This window comes from Herbaspirillum sp. YR522, assembly GCF_000282575.1.
Lineage (GTDB): Bacteria > Pseudomonadota > Gammaproteobacteria > Burkholderiales > Burkholderiaceae_D > Herbaspirillum.
In genome coordinates this window covers 1-20,962 of the sequence record NZ_AKJA01000059.1, presented here as the reverse complement: position 1 = coordinate 20,962, position 20,962 = coordinate 1, and the positions used below count along the sequence as shown (strand labels likewise).

At 66.0% G+C, this 20,962-nt stretch carries 15 protein-coding genes; 9 read left to right on the top strand and 6 right to left on the bottom strand.

Features of this window, described 5'->3' with window-relative positions; all coding sequences use genetic code 11:
- Positions 1–284: 284 nt before the first annotated feature.
- Both lysS and prfB read right to left on the bottom strand, forming a co-directional pair.
- Entirely contained in the window at positions 285–1,829 is a 1,545-nt protein-coding gene (lysS, locus tag PMI40_RS09810) for a lysine--tRNA ligase (RefSeq protein WP_008114683.1), read from the bottom strand.
- An 85-nt stretch (positions 1,830–1,914) separates the two neighbouring features.
- A protein-coding gene (prfB, locus tag PMI40_RS09805) for a peptide chain release factor 2 (protein WP_157221487.1) occupies positions 1,915–3,019 on the bottom strand; the annotation gives its coding sequence in 2 pieces (ribosomal slippage) (positions 1,915–2,937 and positions 2,939–3,019; 1,104 coding nt in all).
- A gap of 159 nt (positions 3,020–3,178) precedes the next feature.
- Here prfB and PMI40_RS09795 point away from each other — a divergent pair.
- Positions 3,179–5,116 carry a PhoX family phosphatase gene (locus tag PMI40_RS09795; protein ID WP_008114678.1) on the top strand — a complete coding sequence of 646 codons (1,938 nt, stop codon included), beginning with the start codon at positions 3,179–3,181 and terminating at the stop codon, positions 5,114–5,116.
- A gap of 98 nt (positions 5,117–5,214) precedes the next feature.
- Positions 5,215–5,943 (top strand): hypothetical protein, encoded by a 729-nt coding sequence (locus PMI40_RS09790; RefSeq protein WP_008114676.1) that lies wholly within the window; start codon positions 5,215–5,217, stop codon positions 5,941–5,943.
- Here PMI40_RS09790 and PMI40_RS09785 read toward each other — a convergent pair.
- From PMI40_RS09785 to PMI40_RS09770, 4 genes are all read right to left on the bottom strand, one after another.
- A complete protein-coding gene (locus PMI40_RS09785; RefSeq protein WP_008114674.1) occupies positions 5,885–7,564 on the bottom strand; it encodes a diguanylate cyclase domain-containing protein in 1,680 nt (559 codons plus the stop codon). The genes PMI40_RS09790 and PMI40_RS09785 overlap by 59 nt on opposite strands.
- Positions 7,565–7,676: 112 nt before the next feature.
- Positions 7,677–9,371 carry a single-stranded-DNA-specific exonuclease RecJ gene (recJ, locus tag PMI40_RS09780; RefSeq protein ID WP_008114673.1) on the bottom strand — a complete coding sequence of 565 codons (1,695 nt, stop codon included), beginning with the start codon at positions 9,369–9,371 and terminating at the stop codon, positions 7,677–7,679.
- Entirely contained in the window at positions 9,368–10,396 is a 1,029-nt protein-coding gene (locus PMI40_RS09775; RefSeq protein ID WP_008114670.1) for a hypothetical protein, read from the bottom strand. The genes recJ and PMI40_RS09775 overlap by 4 nt, the downstream gene beginning before the upstream one ends.
- 27 nt (positions 10,397–10,423) lie before the next feature.
- Entirely contained in the window at positions 10,424–12,520 is a 2,097-nt protein-coding gene (locus PMI40_RS09770; RefSeq protein ID WP_008114668.1) for an ATP-dependent helicase, read from the bottom strand.
- 200 nt (positions 12,521–12,720) lie between these two features.
- Here PMI40_RS09770 and PMI40_RS09765 point away from each other — a divergent pair, with 200 nt between their 5' ends.
- The 7 genes from PMI40_RS09765 to PMI40_RS09735 all read left to right on the top strand — a co-directional run.
- Complete coding sequence (locus tag PMI40_RS09765) at positions 12,721–13,986, top strand: lipoprotein-releasing ABC transporter permease subunit (RefSeq protein ID WP_008114665.1); 1,266 nt, start codon at positions 12,721–12,723, stop codon at positions 13,984–13,986.
- Positions 13,979–14,677, top strand: coding sequence for a lipoprotein-releasing ABC transporter ATP-binding protein LolD (lolD, locus tag PMI40_RS09760; RefSeq protein WP_008114663.1), 699 nt, complete (start codon positions 13,979–13,981; stop codon positions 14,675–14,677). The genes PMI40_RS09765 and lolD overlap by 8 nt, the downstream gene beginning before the upstream one ends.
- A gap of 32 nt (positions 14,678–14,709) precedes the next feature.
- Positions 14,710–15,333 (top strand): hypothetical protein, encoded by a 624-nt coding sequence (locus PMI40_RS09755; RefSeq protein ID WP_157221486.1) that lies wholly within the window; start codon positions 14,710–14,712, stop codon positions 15,331–15,333.
- A 66-nt stretch (positions 15,334–15,399) separates the two neighbouring features.
- Positions 15,400–16,572, top strand: a complete 1,173-nt coding sequence (gene argE / locus PMI40_RS09750) for an acetylornithine deacetylase (protein WP_008114658.1) — start codon at positions 15,400–15,402, stop codon at positions 16,570–16,572.
- A gap of 237 nt (positions 16,573–16,809) precedes the next feature.
- Complete coding sequence (locus PMI40_RS09745; protein ID WP_008114657.1) at positions 16,810–17,616, top strand: TatD family hydrolase; 807 nt, start codon at positions 16,810–16,812, stop codon at positions 17,614–17,616.
- Positions 17,616–20,093: a DNA internalization-related competence protein ComEC/Rec2 gene (locus tag PMI40_RS09740; RefSeq protein ID WP_008114655.1), complete on the top strand. Its 2,478-nt coding sequence runs from the start codon at positions 17,616–17,618 to the stop codon at positions 20,091–20,093. Before PMI40_RS09745 ends, PMI40_RS09740 begins: the two co-directional genes overlap by 1 nt.
- 108 nt (positions 20,094–20,201) lie before the next feature.
- Positions 20,202–20,962, top strand: a 761-nt coding sequence (locus tag PMI40_RS09735) for an alpha/beta fold hydrolase (RefSeq protein WP_008114653.1), incomplete at its 3' end; no start/stop codon positions are given.

Sequence of the window (20,962 nt, the reverse complement as noted above, 5' to 3'; positions counted from 1 at the left end):
GGCGGCGCCTGCCACCAATGGATGCAGGCGATTGGAAGAGGGGGATGATGTCTTGGCGACTTCGGTATTGGTGGTGTCCATGATGATGGCCTCCGTTGTTGTTTAGGGTTGTTAGTGTCGGAGTGATTATGGAGTGCCGAAAGCCCAAAAAAAATCCCGAAGCTGTGTCAGTTGTAAGAACTTGTTAGTACGCCACAGGCAGTCTGGTGGCGGCTTTCGATGCAACAGCCAATAAAAAAGGCCTGGAACATGCCAGGCCTTTTTATGTTGTCAAACTGATATTGTCAGTCTTCCCGACGCAGGTGCGGGAACAGGATCACGTCGCGGATGTTGGGCGAATCGGTGATCAGCATCATCAGGCGATCGATGCCAATGCCGCAGCCACCGGCCGGGGGCATGCCGTATTCGAGCGCGCGGATGTAGTCGGCGTCGAAATACATGGCTTCCTCGTCACCGGCGTCCTTGGCGGCGACCTGTGCCTGGAAGCGGGCGGCCTGGTCTTCGGCGTCGTTCAGTTCCGAGAAGCCATTGGCGATCTCGCGGCCGGTGATGAACAGCTCGAAGCGCTCGGTGATGCCGGCCACCGTGTCCGAGGCACGCGCCAGCGGCGAGACTTCGACCGGGTAATCGATGATGTAGGTCGGGTTCCACAGTTGCGACTCGGCGGTTTCCTCGAACAGCGCCAGTTGCAAGGCACCCAGGCCCACGGTTGCCAGCGGCGCCTGGTCGACCTTGACGCCGAATTTCTTCAGTTCGGCGCGCACGAAGTCGATGTCGGCCAGTTGCGCTTCGTTGTATTGCGGCGCGTACTTGACGATGGCGCCGGTAATGGTCAGGCGATCGAACGGCTTGGACAGGTCCAGTTCGCGGCCCTGGTAGGTCAGCACGGCAGTGCCGTGGGCGTCGATGGCGGCCTGGCGGATCACCTGCTCGGTAAAGCCCATGAGCCATTGGTAATCCACATAGGCGGCATAGAACTCCATCATCGTGAATTCAGGATTGTGACGCGGCGAGACCCCTTCGTTGCGGAAGTTGCGGTTGACCTCGAAGACGCGCTCGAAGCCCCCGACCACCAGCCGCTTGAGGTACAGCTCGGGGGCGATGCGCATGAACATCTGCATGTCCAGCGCGTTGTGGTGGGTAATGAACGGCTTGGCGGCGGCGCCGCCGGGGATCGGGTGCAGCATCGGCGTCTCGACTTCCATGAAACCATTGGTTTCCATGAAACGGCGAATCGACGACATGGCGGCAGTACGCGCCTTGAAGGTGCTACGGGTGTCTTCGCTGACGATCAGGTCGACGTAGCGCTGGCGATACTTCATTTCCTGGTCGGCCAGGCCGTGGAACTTGTCGGGCAAGGGGCGCAGCGACTTGGTGATCAGCTTGAGCGCGGTGACCTTGATCGACAACTCGCCGGTCTTGGTCTTGAACAGGGTGCCTTCGGCGCCCAGGATATCGCCCAGGTCGTAGTGCTTGAAGGCAGCCATGGCTTCTTCGCCGGTGACGTCGCGCGTCACATATAACTGGATGCGGCCGTCGGCGCGCGCGCCCGATGCGTCCTGCAGCGTGGCAAAGGCTGCCTTGCCCATGACCCGCTTCAACATCATGCGGCCAGCAACGGTGACGGTCACGGCCTGGGCTTCGAGTTCTTCGTTCTCCAGCGCGTCGTACCGGGCGCGCAGGTCGGCCGCCTTGTGGGTCGGGCGGAAATCGTTGGGGAAGGCCACGCCCTGGGCGCGGATCGCGGCCAGCTTGGCGCGGCGCTCGGCGATGATGCTGTTTTCGTCGGCGGCAACCGGGGCGGCGGCATTGTTGTTTTCGGTGGTCATGGTGGAGTTCGGTGAAGTTGAACGGTCAGTCTGGCATGCCGGGCCGGTCGCGGCCCGGCATGCATCGAGCATCAGACGTGAGACATCAAACGCCCTGTTTGAGCGAGGCGGCGATGAAGTCATCGATGTCGCCGTCCAGTACTGCCTTGGTGTTGCCGGTTTCGAAGTTGGTACGCAAGTCCTTGATGCGGGACTGGTCCAGCACATAGGAGCGGATCTGGTGGCCCCAGCCGACGTCGGTCTTGGAGTCTTCCAGCTTCTGCTGTTCGCTCATGCGCTTGCGCAGTTCGAGCTCGAACAGCTTCGACTTGAGCATTTCCCATGCTTCGGCACGATTGCGGTGCTGGCTGCGGTCGTTCTGGCATTGCACCACGATACCGCTCGGGGCATGCGTCAGGCGCACCGCCGAGTCGGTCTTGTTGATGTGCTGGCCGCCGGCGCCGGAGGCGCGATAGGTATCGACCCGCACATCGGCCGGGTTGATCTCGATGTCGAACGATTCATCCACCTCGGGGTAGACGAACAGGCTCGAGAACGAGGTGTGGCGGCCGTTGGACGAATCGAAGGGCGACTTGCGCACCAGCCGGTGCACGCCCGTTTCGGTACGCAGGAAGCCATAGGCGTAATCGCCCTCGACCTTGATGGTGGCGGTCTTGATGCCGGCCACTTCGCCGTCGGACTGTTCCAGGATCTCGGCCTTGAAGCCCTTGCGCTCGCAATAGCGCAGGTATTGGCGCAGCAGCATCGAAGCCCAGTCCTGGGCTTCGGTGCCGCCGGCACCGGCCTGGATGTCGATGAAGCAGTTGTTGGCGTCCATCTGGCCGCTGAACATGCGGCGGAATTCCATTTCCTCGACCAGCTTCCTGAGCGTGTCGGCATCGCCCTCGATGGCCACCAGGGTGTCGTCGTCCTTCTCTTCGCGAGCCATGTCGAACAGGTCGCGAGCGTCGCCCAGCTCGCTGTCGATCTTGATCAGCGTATGGACGATGGCTTCCAGTGATTTCTTTTCCTTGCCCAGGTCCTGGGCCCGTTTCTGGTCGTTCCAGACATTCGGGTCTTCCAGTTCGGCATTGACTTGCTCGAGTTTCTCGGACTTCACATCGAAGTCAAAGATACCTCCGTAGCTCGGTGGCGCGCAGCGCCAGGTCGTCGAGCAGGGCTTGGAGGGAATTGAGGCGTTCGGCTTCCATGATGATTTCTTTTTCGGTCAAACCTCGCATTATACAAGAGGCACCAGGCAGTGATCCATTTGTGGGGATGCCGTCACAAGCCTGTCATGTTGGGCCGATACCATCGCTGCGCTTTGCATCACTGACAAAACACTGACGATGTTGACACGGAGAAAACTGATGAGACAGCCCCAGCCACACGCCATCCAATCGCCCGACCTGCCGCAAGGCGGCCGCCGCAGCCTGCTCAAGGCGCTTGCCGCAGCGCCGTTGCTGCCGCTGGGTGGGGGCGCCGCGGCGCTGCTGTCGGCCTGCGCCACGCCGGGCACCGGCAAGGCGTTCGCCGCGGCCCGTTTCACAGGCATGGCCGCACCCACCCTGGCCGATCCGGCGGCAATGGCCAGCACCACTGTGGGCTCGGCGCTGGAAGTGAGCTTTACCGATGGCACCAGGCAGACCTATCAGTTGGCCTACCAGCCCTTCTTCATGACCGGCGACATGGTACCGGACGGCCATGGCGGCACATTGCTGGCCGGCGGCTATGTCGACATCAAGGGACAGCCCATCATCGATCGTTCGTTGCCGGGCCGCGAGCGCCAGTTCTTTTCGGATTGTCCGGACGGCTCGTCCCTGCTGAGCATCAGGGATGCCAAGGTGCCCGGCGTGAAGGGCAATACTGTATTTGCCGTGGTGCAATTCGAATACACCACGCGCGACCAGAAGCAGGCGGCAATGTATGGCCAGCTGCCGTCGCCCATCGCGGTGCTGACGCTGGACCAGGAGCCCAATAGCGGCAAGTTGTCGCTGGTGAAATACCATAACGTCGACACCTCGCAGGTGCATGGCCTGTGGATCACCTGTGGCGCCAGCCTGTCGCCCTGGAATACCCACCTGTCGAGCGAAGAGTACGAGCCGGACGCCTCGGCCATTGCCGGCAACCCGCAATTCAAGGCTTTTTCGCGCAACCTGTATGGCGACGAGAATCGCGCCAACCCGTATCACTACGGCCATCTGCCCGAAGTCACGGTCAACCCCGATGGCACCGGCTCGATCAAGAAGCATTACTGCCTGGGCCGCATCTCGCACGAACTGGTGCAGGTGATGCCCGACCAGCGCACGGTGCTGATGGGCGACGACGCCACCAACGGTGGCCTGTTCATGTTCGTGGCCGACCGTGCCGCCGACCTGTCGTCGGGCAGCTTGTATGTGGCACGCTGGCAGCAGACGTCCGATATCGGCCCGGGCGCCGGCCGCCTGGACTGGATCAAGCTGGGTTCGGCCAGCAGCGACGAAGTGCGCGCCATGGCCGAGCGCTACAGGGCCTCCGACATCATGGACATCCGCACCACCGATCCGGGCGACGGCTCCTTCAGCAAGATCCCGTTCAACGGCAAGTTCAACTGGGTGCGCGTCAAGCCTGGCATGCAGAAGGCGGCCGCGTTCCTGGAAACCCACCGCTATGCGGCATTGGCCGGTGGCAGCCTGGGATTTACCAAGATGGAAGGCACCACCGTCAATACCCGCGACAAGATCGCCTATTCGGCCATGTCCTATATCCAGACCTCGATGCTGGACGGCTCCGGCCACATCAAGGTGCAGGGCCCGAAATCCGGCGCCGTGTATGCGTTGAACCTGCGCGGCGGCCAGCGCGACGTGAGCGGCGAGGCGATGGCCAGCCAATGGGTGCCGATCGATATGGCGCCGCCGGCCGAACTGGTCGGCGTCGACCTGAAGACCCCTGACGCCCTGGGCAACCTGGCCGCGCAGGATCGCATCGCCAATCCGGACAACATCAAGTTTTCCGAGAAACTGCGCACGCTGTTCATCGGTGAAGACAGCGGGATGCACGTCAATAACTTCCTGTGGGCCTATCACGTCGACACGCGCACGCTGACCCGCATCCTGTCGTGCCCGGCGGGCGCCGAATCGACCGGCCTGCATGCGGTCGACGAGATCAACGGCTGGACCTACGTGATGAGCAACTTCCAGCACGCCGGCGACTGGGAGAAGGGTTTGCACGACAAGGTCAGGGACCGGCTCGATCCACTGGTGCGGGCCAACTACAAGGACCGCTTCGGCGCCACCGTGGGCTACCTGACCGGAGTGGCGCTGGGCTAGGCACGATCCTGCCATCGGATCGCCCGAGGCTGTTGGACGGGGGGCAACGAACGCAATCTGCTAGGATCGGTCCTATCAGCTTGCTCTCTTGCCTGCCGATGACAACCCATACCCAATCACTGCCCCTTATCCTGATCGGCGTTGCCTTGCTGGCGGCCTGCGCCAGCCCGCCGGCGCCGCATGGCGAGGTGCGGGGCGCCGGCGCCAGCTCGCGCGAGATGGGCCAGTCCGATACCAACCGCATGACCACGCTGGCCATGCGCGCCAACCTCGACGCCCTGTACCTGCTGATGGACAAGCTCTATCGGCGCAATCCCGCTGAATGGAAGAAGACCGCCGCCAGCCGCGAAGAGGCGGTGCGCCGTGTGCGCGAAGCCGTCGAATTGCGCCAGGCCTGGCCCGAATTGCAGGGCAAGCGCGATATTGCCGCCATGGCCGCCGCGCTCGATGCCGGGTTCAAGGGCGATCGGGTGGCTGCCTTCATCGCCGCCACGGCCGACATGATCATCGTCGCCCACGGCAACAAGATCGAGTTCTTCCTCATCGATGGCCTGGACGCGCAGCACCTCTATAACGCGGCCCGCAATGTCGAGATCGGCGCCTGGATCCTGTCCAGCCGGCGCACTGCCAACGGCGCGCCGCTGCTGCTGTCCGACGAGATCGGCAGCGATGTGCGCAACCTCAGCTTCGAGCGCGAGTTCGGCAAGATCGTCGGGCGCCTCGACCTGATGGCCCAGGTCAGCACCGAAAAATACCGCCGGGCCGGGATCAGTTATGTGCAGAACCTGCTGGGCGGTTCTTTCCTGCAGTTCCTGCCGGTGCGCTGAGATGGTCGCAGCCCATGGCCTGGGACGCGATCACATGGCACCCGCGGCCTTGCGCCTTGGCGGCATACATGGCGCGGTCGGCTGCCTGCAGCAGGGTGTCGGCGTCGCAGCGGCCATCGCATAAGGCAACGCCTACCGAAACCCCCAGGCTGAATTCGCCCTGCGCCAGCAGCACCGGTTCTGATACCACCCGTATGCATTTCTCTGCCAGTACCCGGGCGCCTTCCTCCAACGGGGCGGCCAGGTCGGCCGCCAGCAGCACGAATTCGTCGCCACCCAGGCGCGCCAGCGTGTCGCCGTGGCGCGCCACCCGTCGCAGGCGCTGCGCGATTTCCTGCAGCACCAGGTCGCCGGCCTTGTGGCCCAGGGTGTCGTTGACCGGCTTGAAGCCGTCCAGGTCGAGGTACAGCAGGGCGACACCGGTATTCTGCTGGGTCGCCCGCGCCAGCGCCTGGCGCATGCGCTCGGCCAGCATCATGCGGTTGGGCAGGCCGGTCAGCACGTCATGGTGAGCCTGGTGCTGCAATTCGGCCTGATGCACCTTCAGGCGTGCCAGCAAGCCATTGAAGGCCATGGTCAGGTGGCCGACCTCGTCGCGGCGTACCACCGGCAACGGCGACAGCGGCGTCTCGCCCCGGGTCATGCGGTCGGCCAGGTCGGCTGCCCGGCGCAGCGGGCGGAAGAACCACAGGTAGGCCAGCCCGATGATCACGAAGATGGCGGCGGCCTGTATCAGGCTGCCGCGGGCGATCAGGTGGCGCATGCGGTCCACCGTGGGCAGGGCCGCCGCCAGCGGCAGGCTGGCGATGACGAACCAGCTGGTGCCTTCGACGCTGGCGATGGCCTTGATCTCGTTGTCGCCATTGGCGCTACGACCTACGCCATTGCCGCGAAAGCCGGTCAGCGCCTGGTCCAGCAGCAGGTCGCCGCCGGGCGCCGGTAACGGGGTGAACACCAGCACCGGGTCGTTGGCGGCAATGACCAGCCGGCGCGTGGGCGATACCAGCATGAAACTGCCCGATGGCCCCAGCCGCGCTTGCTGCAGGTGTTCCAGGAAACCCGGCGCATCCAGTTCGGTGACCCCGCCCAGCACCCCCGCCACATGGCCGTTGGCGTCCAGCACCGGGGTCATGATCGGCAGCACCGGCTTGGGCCAGAGCGGGCCTTGCAGCGGTTCGCCGATGACGCTGGCGCCTTCCAGCACCCGCGCATAATCGGGCGAACCGATCAGCGACAGCGCCCGGTGCTCGGGCAGGGCGGGCGAATCGGCGATGATCATGCCGCTGCGGTCGGCATAGAACAGGCCTTGCACGAACAAGCCCTGCAGATCGCGCCGTTCGCGCAGCCAGACCCGCATGGCTTGCGGATCGGCGCTGGCCTGGTTCGGGAGTTGTTCGGCCAGCCGTTCCAGGTACTCACGCCGTTCGGCGATGCGATAGCCGATGTCTTGCGCCAGGTAGCTGGCAATGGTGCTTTGCTGGGTGGCGGCCACTTCGCTCTGGTCGGACTCGAGGAAGTCGATCAGGATGTTGTAGCGCACGATGGCGCTGGCGACCACGACGAAGATGCCAAACAGCGCCAGGCGCGTGATGAGACTGTTGGTGAAGCGTTTGATCTTCATCGGCGGCATATTAGGTTTATTAGTCCGCTGCGATGGTGCCGGCAGCCAAGCGTCATTGTGCCACTTGTCCCGCCAGTCCCGCCAGTCCCGCCGGGGCGGGCGGCCTGGCCGCTCAGGCCGCCTCGGCGTGTTCCACCATCAACTGCACCGTGGTCTTGCCGTTGTATTCGTTGGCGTCCAGCCGGAAAGCCACGCGGGCGTGGTCGGGCAGCGATTCGGCATGGCCGAACCAGATGGCGTCATAGCGCTGGCCATCCTTTTCCAGCAGCAGTTTCAGGTGCTTTTCCTTCAGCACCCGCTGGTTGAGCACGCGGAAGGTGTCGCAGAACACCGGTGGCGCGAAGCCCTGTCCCCACACCTGTTGATCCATGACGCCGATGAACTGCACCGAATAGTGGGCGTCCTCCAGCACGCCGTCGGTCTCGATGACGCGCTCGAGCTGGTTTTGCGTGAGCCAGTCCTGTCCGACCGCCTCGAAGGCCTGCGCGAAGGCATCGAACGATTCGGCATGGATGGTCAGGCCGGCCGCCATCGCATGCCCGCCGAACTTGGTGATGACCGAGGGGGCATGCTTCGATACCAGGTCCAGCGCGTCGCGCAGGTGAAAGCCACCGATCGAGCGCCCCGAGCCCTTGATGAAGCCCTCGTCGCCGGGGGCGAAGGTGATGGTCGGGCGGTAGAACCTGTCCTTCAGGCGCGAGGCGACGATACCGATCACCCCCTGGTGCCAGGACGGATCGAAGACCGAGATGGTGCGGCGGTCGGCCGGATTGAAGTCGTCCAGCAGGATCATCGCGGTGTCTTGCATGCCGGATTCGATGTCGCGCCGTTCACGGTTGATGGCGTCGAGTTGCTGGGCGATGGCCCAGGCCCGTCCTTCGTCATCGGTGACCAGGCATTCGATGCCCAGCGACATGTCGGCCAGCCTGCCGGCGGCGTTGAGGCGCGGGCCGACGGCGAAGCCCAGGTCGAACGGGGTGGCGCGCCGGGCCTCGCGGCCGGCCGCGCGAAACAGCGCGGCAATGCCCGGATGCATGCGGCCGGCGCGCATGCGCTTCAAGCCCTGCGCCACCAGGATCCGGTTGTTGGCGTCGAGCTTGACCACGTCGGCCACCGTGCCCAGCGCCACCAGGTCGAGCAGGTTGCCCAGCGGCGGCTGGTTCTTCAGGTCGAAGATGCCGCGCTCGCGCATCTCGGCGCGCAGCGCCAGCAGCACATAGAACATCACCCCAACGCCGGCCAGGTTCTTGCTGGGGAAGCCGCATTCGGGCTGGTTCGGATTGACGATCACGCGCGCGTCGGGCAGTGCGTCGCCGGGCAGGTGGTGGTCGGTCACCACGACGTCGATGCCACGGCGCTTGGCCTCGGCCACGCCATCGATGCTGGCGATGCCGTTGTCGACCGTGACGATGATGTCGGGCGCTTTCTCGCGCACCGTCAGCTCGACGATCTCGGGCGTGAGGCCATAGCCGTATTCGAAGCGATTGGGCACGATGTAGTCGACCTGTGCGCCCAGCATGGCCAGGCCGCGCAGACCCACGGCGCAGGCGGTGGCGCCGTCGCAGTCGTAGTCGGCCACGATCACCAGTTTCTTGCGCGCGGCGATGGCGTCGGCCAGGTAGCGCGCGGCCGCGTCGATGTGCAACAGGCCCGAGGGCGGGATCAGCGACTGCAATTCGCTGGCCAGTTCGCGTGCGCTCGACAGGCCGCGCGCGGCGTATACCCGCGCCAGCACCGGATGTACGCCTTCGGCGATCAGTTGCTCGGCCTGCTGGGCAGAATAGGGGCGGGTAGCGATGCGGATCATGCTGCCAATCGTGAAAGCGAGGGTTTGCGCCAGAATTTGCGCAGCCCGGCACGGCTGTTGCCGGATTGCTTGACGCGGTCGGACCCGGTCAGCACCAGTTCCAGGCTGTCGATGGCGCCGGCGCGCAGCGTCTCGAGCAGCGGCGCGAGCCACTCGTTGTCGAGTTGTTCCATGCGCTGCAGCCACAGCCCCCATTCTTCGGCCAGCGCAAGTTCGACCAGCTCGTCGAGCACCAGCAGCCGTGCGCCCGGGGTGGCGACGATTTGCTGCAGGTCGGCGGCGGCACCGGTGCCCAGCGGCAGTCGCCAGCCGCCCGGGGCAAAGTTGGCCACGCCTGGTGCAGCGTGCGCGGCGGCGTCGCTGCCGCCCCAGAGCCAGATCGAGTTGATCGTCTTCTGGCCGCGTGCCTCGCGCTCGTCATTGATCGCCTCGGTGAACCACTGCATCTGCACTTCATTTTGCAGCTTGCGCCAGGCCAGCTCGCCCGGGCCTTCGGGCATCCAGATATCGACGTTGCGCCCGCTGGCCGCGGCCGGGGTCGAGGTCCGCAGGCCGGCCCAGGCGTCGGCGCGGATGAACCAGGTGCGGGCATCGCCATAGACCAGCTCATGGCCCAGTTCGACAAACAGTGGCGCGGCGGCATCGAACAGCTGTTGCGATTGTGGCTGCTCCAGCTGCAGCTGGGCGATATCGGTCAGCACCAGATGGTCGCGGGCGACGTGGATATGCGCCGGATGCAGCACGAACCAATGACCGGCCGCCGGCGCATGGCCGAAGCGCCGCATCAGGGTGGTGGCCGCAGGCGGGCTGCTGTCGGGCGTGCTACGGGCCAGGCCGAAGTGCTGCGCCAGCCAGTGCTCGTGCGGCAGTGCGCGCGAGAATGGGTCGCAGGCCCGGGTCGGCACGGTCTGGCTGGCGCGCCCCAGCAGCATGGCCAGCGCCGGCGCCCGGGTCTGGCGTAACAGGTCGCGCGCCAGCTCGGCCGGGGGCAGGGCGAAGGGGATCAGGACGGTGAGTTGATTCATGGGGCGGTATTTTAGCCGCTCGCGCGGTCAGGGTTTGTTCCAGGCGCTCCTGGCGCGCTGCCGTACCAGCATCCTGACGCTGTCGGGCATCGGTGTGCGGGCGCCATTGACGTCGGCCGACAACCACAGGCTGTCGTCGAAGTGCGCCAGCATGCGCGGGGTGATGAAGCGGCTGCGGATGGCGTTGACGTGGCGGTCGCCCTGGGCCGCCTGCTGGGTGATGTAGAAGCGCTGCGGCACGACCAGGTGCAGGTGTTCGCGGGCGCGCGTCATGGCCACGTACAGCAGGCGGCGCTCTTCGGCGATCTCGGCCTCGTTGCCGGTGGCCAGGTCGGATGGAATGCAGCCGTCGACCACGTTGAGCACATGTACCGAGCGCCATTCCTGGCCCTTGGCGGAATGGATGGTCGACAGGGTCAGGTAATCCTCGTCGCGATAGGGCGGTGCCGAGTAGTCGCTGCTGGACTCGGGCGGGTCCAGCGTCAGTTCGGTCAGGAATTTCTCGCGCGAGGCGTAGCCTGCCGCCAGCGCCGCCAATTGCTCGATGTCGGCGCTGCGGGCGGCCGCGTCGTCGTACTTGCGCTCCAGCTGCGGCAGGTACCAGTCTCGCGCCACGTTGATGTCGGTCGGCCACGGCGCGCCGGCGCGGCGCATCAGCGCATAGGCGTCGGCGAAGGCCTGCCACTCCAGCGCGATACTGGACGGGGCGCTGAAATTGAGCAGCGCATCGGCGGCGTCATCGGCCGTGCTCATCGCGTCGAGCGCTTTTCTTGCGGTGGCCGGGCCGACGCCAGGGATCAACTGCAGCGCCCGGAACCCTGCCATGCGGCCGTTCGGGTTATGGGCCAGCCGCAGCAGCGAGAGCAGGTCCTTGATGTGGGTGCTTTCCAGGAATTTCAGGCCGCCGAACTTGACGAATGGGATGTTGCGCCGAACCAGTTCCAGTTCCAGCGCGGCACTATGGGTAGCGGTACGAAACAGCACCGCCTGCGACTTGAGCGTGAGGCCCTGTTCGCGATGGGCCAGCACCCGGTTGGCGATCCAGCGTGCCTGTTCGGCCTCGTCCGGGATCACCACCAGTTGCGGCTTCTGCGACGACGGCGTGTCGCTCCACAGGTTCTTGTGGTGCCGTTCGGGGGCCTCGGCGATGACCGCATTGGACGCCGCCAGGATCGGCTGCGTCGAGCGGTAGTTGCGTTCCAGCGTGACCACCTCGGCGCGGCGCGAGAACAGCGACGGGAAATCGAGGATGTTGCGCACCGTGGCGCCACGGAAGGAATAGATCGACTGGGCATCGTCGCCGACGGCCGTCACCCCGGCGCCGTCGGGCTTGAGACGATGCAGGATATCGGCCTGCAGGCGGTTGGTATCCTGGTATTCGTCGACCAGCACATGGTCGAAGCGCTGCCCCATGTGCTGGGCCAGGGAAGGCTCGCACAGCAGGTCGGCCCAATACAGCAGCAGGTCGTCGTAGTCGAGCACGTGCTGCTGCTCCTTGGCGTCGACGTAGCGCCCGAACAGGTCGCCCAGTTGGCGCTCCCAGTCGCGGCACCACGGGAACTGGCCGGCCAGCACGTGGCCCAGGTCGGTGCGGGTGTTGACCGCGCGCGAATAGATCGCCAGGCAGGTGCCCTTGAGCGGAAAGCGCTTGTCGGTCGACGACAGCCCCATTTCGTGCCGCAACAGGCCCATCAGGTCTTCGGAATCGCCCCGGTCCTGGATGGTGAAATCGGGCTCCAGGCCGATCTGCACCGCGTAGTCGCGCAACAGGCGCGCGCCGATGGCGTGGAAGGTGCCGGACCAGGGCAGCGCCGGCGGCGCGGCGCCGGGTGCCAGTTGCAGCACCTGCCGCAGCACCTGGCCGACGCGCCGCCCCATGTCGGCCGCGGCGCGGCGCGAAAAGGTGAGCAGCAGCAGGCGCTGCGGGTCGGCGCCGTCCAGGATCAGGCGTGCCACCCGGTGTGCCAGGGTATTGGTCTTGCCAGTGCCGGCGCCGGCGACGATCAGCAGCGGGCGCTGCTGCTCGGGCGGCAGCCGGCCGTCGTGGTCGACGGCGGCGCGCTGCTGGTCGTTGAGGCGGCTGAATGGATCGGTGCGGCGATCGATGTCGAGATCGGTGGACATGGTAGGTAGGATTGGCTAGCGCCCGGTCAACTTTGGCATACGCGGTGACGACACTGTATATATAACCAGTCCTTGCTGCAAGCGGTGAACCAGTACGCCGCCTGATGCTCTATTGCGGCGGTGGCCAAGCGCGGCAGCGGATGCATTCTGTGGCAAACTGCGCGCTTCGCCTCGTCCTCGGGGTCAATCACGGAGCAATTTTGAGTTTGATAAAAAACCTGCCGTTCGAATGGCTGGTCGGCATCCGCTACACGCGTGCTGGCAAGCGCAGCGGCCGTAACAGTTTCATTTCGTTCATTTCCCTCATTTCGATGGCCGGCATCGGGCTGGGCGTGGCCGCGCTCATCGTGGTGCTGTCGGTCATGAACGGCTTCCAGAAGGAAGTACGCGACCGCATGCTGTCGGTGCTGTCGCATATCGAGGTGTTCGATGCCTCCGGCTCCATGCACGACTGGCAGGCGGTGGCCAAGCAGACCTTCCAGAACAAGGAAGTGCTGGGCGCGGCGCCCTACGTGTCGGCGCAGGCCATGATGACGCGCGACGACGGCGTGCGTGGCGTGATGGTGCGCGGGGTGCTGCCGGAAGAAGAGCCGAAGGTGTCCGACGTCGCCGGCAAGGTCATCAAGGGCAGCTTCGGCTCGCTCAAGGCCGGCGAATTCAATATCGTGCTGGGCAGCGAGCTCGCCCGCGGACTGCGGGTGGGGGTGGGCGACAAGGTCACGCTGATCGCGCCGCAGGGCCAGGTCACGCCGGCCGGCGTGCTGCCGCGCCTGAAGCAGTTCACGGTGGGCGGGATCTTCGAGGCCGGGCATTTCGAGTTCGATTCATCGCTGGCCTTCATCCAGATGCAGGACGCCGAGACCCTGTTCCGGCTGGACGCGCCCAGCGGCGTGCGGCTGCGCATCCGGGACATGCTGGAGGCGCCGCAGGTGACCCGGCAGCTGGCTTCGACGCTGTCGGGCGACCTGTATCTGCGCGACTGGTCGCAGCAGAACAGCAACTGGTTTGCCGCGGTCAAGACCGAGAAGCGGATGATGTTCATCATCCTCGCGCTGATCATTGCGGTGGCTGCCTTCAACCTGGTATCGACCCTGGTCATGACGGTCACCGACAAGCAGGCCGACATTGCCATCCTGCGTACGCTGGGGGCCTCGCCGGGCTCGATCATGAAGATCTTCGTGATCCAGGGCGCGCTGGTGGGCCTGATCGGGACCGGCGTGGGCATCGGCCTGGGCGTGGCCGTGGCCCTCAATATCGATGTCGTGGTGCCGGCCATCGAGCGCGCCTTCCATGTGCAGTTCCTGCCCAAGAGTATCTACGTGATCTCGGAGTTGCCGTCCGACCTGGTCTGGTCGGACGTCACCACCATCGGCGCGCTGGCGGTGGTGCTGGCGTTCTTGGCAACCTTGTATCCCAGCTGGGCCGCGGCCCGTGTCAAACCGGCGGAGGCCCTGCGTTATGAATGATGTCGTCGAGCAAGAACCGGTAGTGCTGGCCGCGCGCGGCCTGGGCAAGACCTTTTCGCAGGGCAAGTACGCGGTCAAGGTGCTGCAGGGTGTCGATATCGACGTGCGGCGTGGCGAGCAGGTGGCCATCGTCGGCGCTTCCGGCTCGGGCAAGTCGACCCTGCTGCATCTGCTGGGTGGGCTCGATACGCCTTCGACCGGCACGGTGCAACTGCACGGCAAGGATTTTGCCAGCCTGGGCGAATCGGCACGCGGCCAGTTGCGCAACCAGTCGCTGGGCTTCGTCTACCAGTTTCACCATCTGCTGCCCGAATTCTCGGCCCTGGACAACGTGGCCATGCCGCTGATGATCCGCCGCGTCAAGCGCGACCAGGCCCAGCAGCAGGCGCGCGAGATCCTGGCCCGGGTCGGGCTGGAACAGCGGGTGTCGCACGTGCCTGGCGAATTGTCCGGCGGCGAACGGCAACGGGTGGCGCTGGCGCGCGCGCTGGTGACGCGGCCGGCCTGCGTGCTGGCCGACGAGCCCACCGGCAACCTCGACCGCGGCACCGCCGATCGCACCTTCGCCTTGATGATGGAGCTGTCTGCCACGCTGGGTACGGCCTTTGTCATCGTCACGCATGACAACGAACTGGCCGGACGCTGCAAGCGGCTGTTGCGCTTGTCCGAGCTTGGTTTGCAGCCCGGCTGATCGAGCTGCACGGGGGAAGCATGAAAAGAACCATGACCAGGATGGCATGGCTGGTGGCCGCCATGTCGCCGGCACCGTTGCTGGCGGCTGAAGCGCTGCAGGTGCAGGTGCCGGCGCAATATGGCGACAATGTGGTGGTGATGGGGCACATTCGCAACGAGTGCGCGCTCGAGGGAGCCATCGGCAAGCAGGTGTTCGATGCGGTCCGCAAGCGTTATCCGGACGCCACCCAGGTGGCCGACCCAGCCCAGGCGCAGGGCGGCCGGGTGTTGAAGCTGACCATCCTGGCAGTGGAGGGCTACGGTGGGGGCGGCTGGAGCGGCTCCAAGGCCATGACCGTGCGCGCCGACCTGGTGCAGGATGGGGTGGTGGTGCAATCCGGTGTGCGGCGCGAGCGTTCGCGCGGTGGCATCTTGGGCCCGGCGCGCGGCACCTGCTCGATCTTCGAGCTCGTGGCCGAATCGCTGGGACAGCAGTTCGCCGCCTGGCTGGTCTATGTCGACGGCAAGGCGCCTGCGTCAAACGCGGCTGGCGCGTCGACACCGCCGCCGTCGCCGGCAGTCGAACCCACCGCCCCCGCGGCCGACCAGCCGCCGCCGGCCGAACCGGCGCCGCTGCCAGCACCTGCCGGCGACAATCCGCAATCGGCCTCATAATAGCGGCTGGCGTCCGTACCTTCGGGGCGGACCGTTTTCATTTATCCGTAGAACTGCAATCACACCATGAATAACCGCCAATGGCTGGAAACGCTGGTCGGCTTCGATACCACCAGCCGCAACTCCAATCTCGAGCTCATCGCCACCCTGCGCGACAGCCTGGAACAACAGGGCATCAAGCCCTGGTTCGCCCACAACAAGGAAAAGACCAAGGCCAACCTGTTCGCCACGCTGCCGGCGACCGCCGGTGACGCCGCCGGCAGTACCGAGGGCGGCATCGTGTTGTCCGGTCATACCGACGTGGTGCCGGTGGACGGCCAGAAGTGGGACACCGATCCGTTCAAGCTGACCGAAAAGGATGGCGCGTTGTTCGGTCGCGGCACCTGTGACATGAAGGGGTTCATCGGCACGGCCATGGCGCTGGTGCCCGAGTTCCTGGCCATGCCACGGGTCAAGCCGATGCACCTGGCGTTTTCGTACGACGAGGAGATCGGCTGCATCGGTGCGCCCGTGATGCTCGAGGAGATCGTGCGTCGTGGCATCAAGGTCGACGGTTGCGTGGTGGGCGAGCCGACCAACATGAACGTGGTGGTGGCACACAAGGGGATCAATGTATTTGCCTGCAAGGTGCACGGCAAGTCGGCCCATTCCTCGCTCACGCCCCAGGGTTGCAACGCCATCGAATACTCGGCGCGGCTGATCTGCGCGATTCGCGACTTCGCCGACGCCTACAAGGCCAACGGTCCTTACGATCAGTTCTTCGATGTGCCGTTCACCACCATGACCACCAACCAGATTCGCGGCGGCATCGCGGTCAACACCATCCCCGAGCTGTGCGAATTCACCTATGAATTCCGCAACCTGCCGGGCATGACGGTGGAAGACATCCAGGCCCAGATCGACAACTATGTGCGCGACGTGTTGCTGCCCAAGATGAAGCTGGAGTTCGCCGACGCCCGCATCGAGATCGACAACTTCGCCGGCAGCCCGGCGCTGGAGGCAGCCGAGCAGGCCGCCATGACCGAGCTGGTGCGCGCGCTCACGGGCGACCGCCAGACCCGCAAGGTGGCCTACGGCACCGAAGCCGGCCTGTTCCAGCAGATCGGTATTCCCACCATCGTCTGCGGCCCCGGTGATATCGGCAATGCCCACAAGCCCAACGAGTTCGTGACGCTGGACCAGTTGGCCAACTGCGAACAGTTCCTGCGCCGCCTGGGCAAGTCGCTGCAGGCGGCCTGAGGCGACCGGCAGGCAGCGAGAGGACGCAGCAACCTGCGTCCTTTTTTATTGCGCGCGGGCGTTCGAATTCGGTTTTGCGAGCGTCTTTGCAACTGTTAAGGCGGCGCGCTCCCGGGTTAGGCGCTACACTGCCGCATACGGGGCGCGGTGCCGTCCAGAAGCATCGATGACGATGCCCGTCGGCGCCGCTTCAGGTTTGAACAGGTCCAGCGCAGGTTTTGATTTCAACGCATATCCATGTGGGTCGACACGCATTGCCATCTCGACGCCGGTGAATTCGGTGCCCGTTCTGCCGCCGTCGCGGACCAGGCCGCCGCCGCTGGCGTGCGCGCCATCGTCATCCCGGCCATCGCCCGCTCCAATTTCGACTCCGTGGCGCAACTGGCGCACCAGGTCGGCAATGGCGTCTATGCGCTGGGCATTCATCCGTTGTTCGTGCCCAGCGCACAGCCGTCTGACCTGGCGGCCCTGCGGCTGGCCATCGGGCAGGCGATGGATGATCCCCGCTTCGTCGGCATCGGCGAGATCGGCCTCGATTTCTTCGTGCCACAGCTGAAGGAACCCGCCATGCGCGAGAAACAGGAGCTGTTTCTCGCCGAGCAGCTCAAGATGGCGCGTGACTTTGCCCTGCCGGTGCTGCTGCATGTGCGTCGGTCGCAGGATATCGTGCTCAAGCACCTGCGCCGCATCCGCGTGCAGGGGGGCATCGCGCACGCCTTCAATGGCAGTTTCCAGCAGGCCGAGGCCTACCTCGGGCTGGGCCTGCACCTGGGTTTCGGCGGCGCCATGACGTTCCCGCGGGCGCTGCAGATCCGGCGCCTGGCCACCGGGTTGCCGTTGTCTGGCCTGGTGCTGGAAACCGACGCGCCTGACATCGCACCGGCATGGCGCCATCCCGAGATCAATACGCCCGACCAGATCCCGCGCATCGGCCACACGCTGGCCGAACTGCGCGGCATGACGCAACAGCAGGTCGCCGCCGCCAGCACCGCCGCCGCGCTGGCGGCACTGCCGCGCCTGGCCAGTGCGGGTCTGGCGCTCTGATGCGCAGCCTGATCATCGGTTTTGCCTGCGGCATCGGCCTGTTGCAGACGCAGGCGAGCCTGCCCGGCATCGAGTGGTATGCGGTCGGCCTGGTACTGGCGGCGCTGTTGGGCTACACCGCCTGGAAGTTCTGGAAACCGCTGCTGCGCGTGCCGCTGCTGTTGACCTGCGGCGCCTGGCTCGGTTTCCTGTGGGCCGCCGCCTTTGCCCACTATTATCTCGACCAGGAACTGCCCAAGGCCTGGGAAGGGCGCGACATCACCGTCATCGGCACCGTGGCCGACCTGCCCGATCGCACCGCCATGGGGGTGCGCTTTCGCTTCGACGTCGAGCAGGTGGTGATGCAAGGCCTGGTGGTGCCGCAGGTGCCGCCGCGGCTGGCGCTGGCCTGGTACGGCAGCCGCCGGGTGCAGGCGCCGGCCGAGGACGGCGAACAGGCGGCGCCGGCACGGCAGATGGCGGGCGACCTCAGGCCCGGTGCGCGCTGGCGCCTGACGGTGCGCCTGAAGCGGCCGCACGGACACGCCAACCCTGACGGTTTCGACTACGAGGTGTGGCTGTTGCAGGACGACGTGCGCGCCACCGGTTACGTGGTGGATGCCACCGGCAGCGGCCCCGGCACCGGCAACCATCGCCTGGACGCCTTCGTCTGGAGCCCGTCGCACGCCATCGAACTGGCGCGTGGCTGGCTGCGCGACCGCATCATGGCGGCGTTGTCCGGCCAGCCCTATGCGCCGGTGGTGGCGGCGCTGGTGATGGGCGACCAGCGCGGCATCAGCCAGGCCGACTGGGGCGTGTTCCAGCGCACCGGCATTGGCCACCTGATGGCGATATCGGGTTTGCATATCACCATGCTGGCGGGCCTGGCCGGCGGGCTGGCCAGCTGGGCGTGGCGGCGCTCGCGGGTGGCCGGCATGCGCTTGCCGCTGTTGATGCCGGCGCAAAAGGTGGCCGTGATCGCCGGCGTCGGCACGGCGTTCCTGTATGTGCTGCTGGCCGGCTTCGAGGTGCCGGCGCAGCGTACCTTCTATATGCTGCTGGTGCTGGGCGTGGCCTTCTGGAGCGGGCGCTTCGTGCGTGTTTCGCTGGTGTTGTGCCTGGCGCTGGGGGCGGTCTTGCTGCTGGACCCCTGGGCGGTTCTATGGCCGGGCTTCTGGCTGTCGTTCGGCGCCGTGGCGCTGCTGTTGTATGGCACCGTGGGGCGCATGCGCCCGCATCATGCGATGGCCGCCGCCGCCAGCGCCCGTTGGTGGCAAAAACTGTGGCTGGCCATCAAGACCGGCGCACGCGCCCAGTACCTGGTCACGCTGGGACTGGTGCCATTGACGATGCTGTTGTTCGGGCAATATTCGCTGGTCAGTCCGGTCGCCAACGCGGTGGCCATTCCGCTGGTAGGCCTGGTGATCACGCCGTTGTCCCTGTTGGGCAGCGTGCTGCCGGCATGGGCTGCCCAATGGGTGTTGCAGGTGCCGCACGAGCTGCTGGCGTGGCTTGCCGGGTTCCTGCAGTGGCTCGACCAATGGCCCTTTGCCGTCTGGCGCGCGCCGCTGCCTAGCTGGTGGATGTTCCTCATGGCCGCCGGCGGCACTGCGCTCATACTGGCGCCGCGCGGTTGGCCGGCCCGCTGGCTGGGATGGTTCGGCTGGCTGCCGCTGGTGCTCAACCCGGCCACCGCGCCGGCCGACGGCACCCTGCGGGTGACTGCCTTCGACATCGGGCAAGGCATGGCGCTGCTGGTGGAAACACCCGACCATCGCCTGCTCTACGACACCGGCCCGGCCTATGGCACCCATTCCGATGGCGCCTCGCGGGTGATCCTGCCTTACCTGCGTGCGCGCGGCATCGAACGGCTCGACCGCGTGGTGATTTCGCACAGCGATATCGATCACTCGGGCGGGGCGCTGTCGTTGCTGGGCGGGGTAGGGGTCGACAGCGTCTACTCGTCGTTGCCCGAGGCGCACCCGATCGTGCGGGCATCGCCCCGGCACCAGCGCTGCGCGGCCGGGCAGTCATGGAACTGGGATGGCATCGGGTTCACCATGCTGCACCCGACCGCGCAGAGCTACGAGAGCGACAAATGGAAGCCCAATGCCCGCAGCTGCGTATTGAAGGTGCAGATCGGTCGCCAGGCGATCCTGCTGGCCGGTGATATCGAGGCCTTGCAGGAACAGCACCTGGTCGAGGGGCCCGGCGCCGATCAATTGCGCGCCACGGTGCTGCTGGCACCGCATCACGGCAGCACCACCTCGTCGACCGAGCCCTTCCTGCGCGCCGTGCACCCCGAGCTGGCGTTGTTCCAGGTGGGCTATCGCAATCGCTTCGGCCACCCGCGTCCCGAGATCGATGCCCGCTATCGGGCCCTGGGCATACGCACCCTGCGTACCGACCAGTCGGGTGCGATCACGCTCGATTTTGGCGACCAGCTGGTGGCACAGGAATATCGCCAGGAGCACGCCCGCTACTGGTACGACCGCTGAAGCGGGCATGTCGCGATACGAGAAAATAGCACGCTCGCGACGCTTGCCGTTTTGCTATGCTGGCCGGCATTGCCGCCTGCCGGTCAATTCGCCCCGATAGCCTGATCAATGTCGCTGCCCATCCTTCATTTTGCCCATGCCAACAGCTATCCCGCCGGGACCTACGGCATGTTGTTCGAACAACTGCGCCAGCATTACGACGTGCGGGCGCTGCCACTGCATGCGCACAATCCGCGTTTTCCGGTCGATGACGGCTGGCGCCGCCTGGCCTGCGAGCTGGTCGATGAACTGGAGCGCAACTACCCGGCGCCGGTGATCCTGGTGGGGCATTCGATGGGCGGCATCCTGGCCCTGATGGCGGCGCGCCAGCGTCCGGAGCTGGCGCGTTGCGTGGTACTGCTGGATTCGCCGATCGTGGCGGGCTGGCGGGCCTCGGCGCTGCGCCTGGCCAAGCTGCTGCGCATCGATGGCCGCCGCTCGCCGGCGCTGGCTTCGGCGCGCCGCCGCAACGCCTGGCCGGATATCGAAAGCGCTTACCAGCACTACGCGGCCAAGGCCTTGTTCGCGGCCTGGCCGCAGCGGGTCCTGCGCGACTATGTCGAACACGGCGTGGAGGCCAGCGGCCAGGGCGGCGTGCGCCTGCGCTTCACCCGCGAGGCCGAGACCCAGGTCTATCGCACCATCCCGCACCACCTGGGGCGACTGAGCACGCGGCCGTTCCCGGTGCCGGTCGGGTTCATCGGCGGCAGCGACTCGGTCGAGTGCCGCATGGCCGGGCTGGGCGCCACGCGGCGCCTGGTGCGTGGGCATTTCCTGCAGGTCCCCGGTGGCCACCTGTTTCCGATGGAGGCGCCGCTGGCGGCGGCCGC

What these genes read in the sequence shown, in the direction of transcription:
- PMI40_RS09790 (WP_008114676.1), top strand. Translation starts at nt 5,215, where the DNA reads ATGACAACCCATACCCAATCACTGCCCCTTATCCTGATCGGCGTTGCC.
- PMI40_RS09770 (WP_008114668.1), bottom strand. Translation starts at nt 12,520, where the DNA reads ATGTCCACCGATCTCGACATCGATCGCCGCACCGATCCATTCAGCCGC.
- PMI40_RS09775 (WP_008114670.1), bottom strand. Translation starts at nt 10,396, where the DNA reads ATGAATCAACTCACCGTCCTGATCCCCTTCGCCCTGCCCCCGGCCGAG.
- PMI40_RS09745 (WP_008114657.1), top strand. Translation starts at nt 16,810, where the DNA reads ATGTGGGTCGACACGCATTGCCATCTCGACGCCGGTGAATTCGGTGCC.
- PMI40_RS09755 (WP_157221486.1), top strand. Translation starts at nt 14,710, where the DNA reads ATGACCAGGATGGCATGGCTGGTGGCCGCCATGTCGCCGGCACCGTTG.
- PMI40_RS09795 (WP_008114678.1), top strand. Translation starts at nt 3,179, where the DNA reads ATGAGACAGCCCCAGCCACACGCCATCCAATCGCCCGACCTGCCGCAA.
- recJ (WP_008114673.1), bottom strand. Translation starts at nt 9,371, where the DNA reads ATGATCCGCATCGCTACCCGCCCCTATTCTGCCCAGCAGGCCGAGCAA.
- PMI40_RS09785 (WP_008114674.1), bottom strand. Translation starts at nt 7,564, where the DNA reads ATGAAGATCAAACGCTTCACCAACAGTCTCATCACGCGCCTGGCGCTG.
- lolD (WP_008114663.1), top strand. Translation starts at nt 13,979, where the DNA reads ATGAATGATGTCGTCGAGCAAGAACCGGTAGTGCTGGCCGCGCGCGGC.
- lysS (WP_008114683.1), bottom strand. Translation starts at nt 1,829, where the DNA reads ATGACCACCGAAAACAACAATGCCGCCGCCCCGGTTGCCGCCGACGAA.
- PMI40_RS09740 (WP_008114655.1), top strand. Translation starts at nt 17,616, where the DNA reads ATGCGCAGCCTGATCATCGGTTTTGCCTGCGGCATCGGCCTGTTGCAG.
- argE (WP_008114658.1), top strand. Translation starts at nt 15,400, where the DNA reads ATGAATAACCGCCAATGGCTGGAAACGCTGGTCGGCTTCGATACCACC.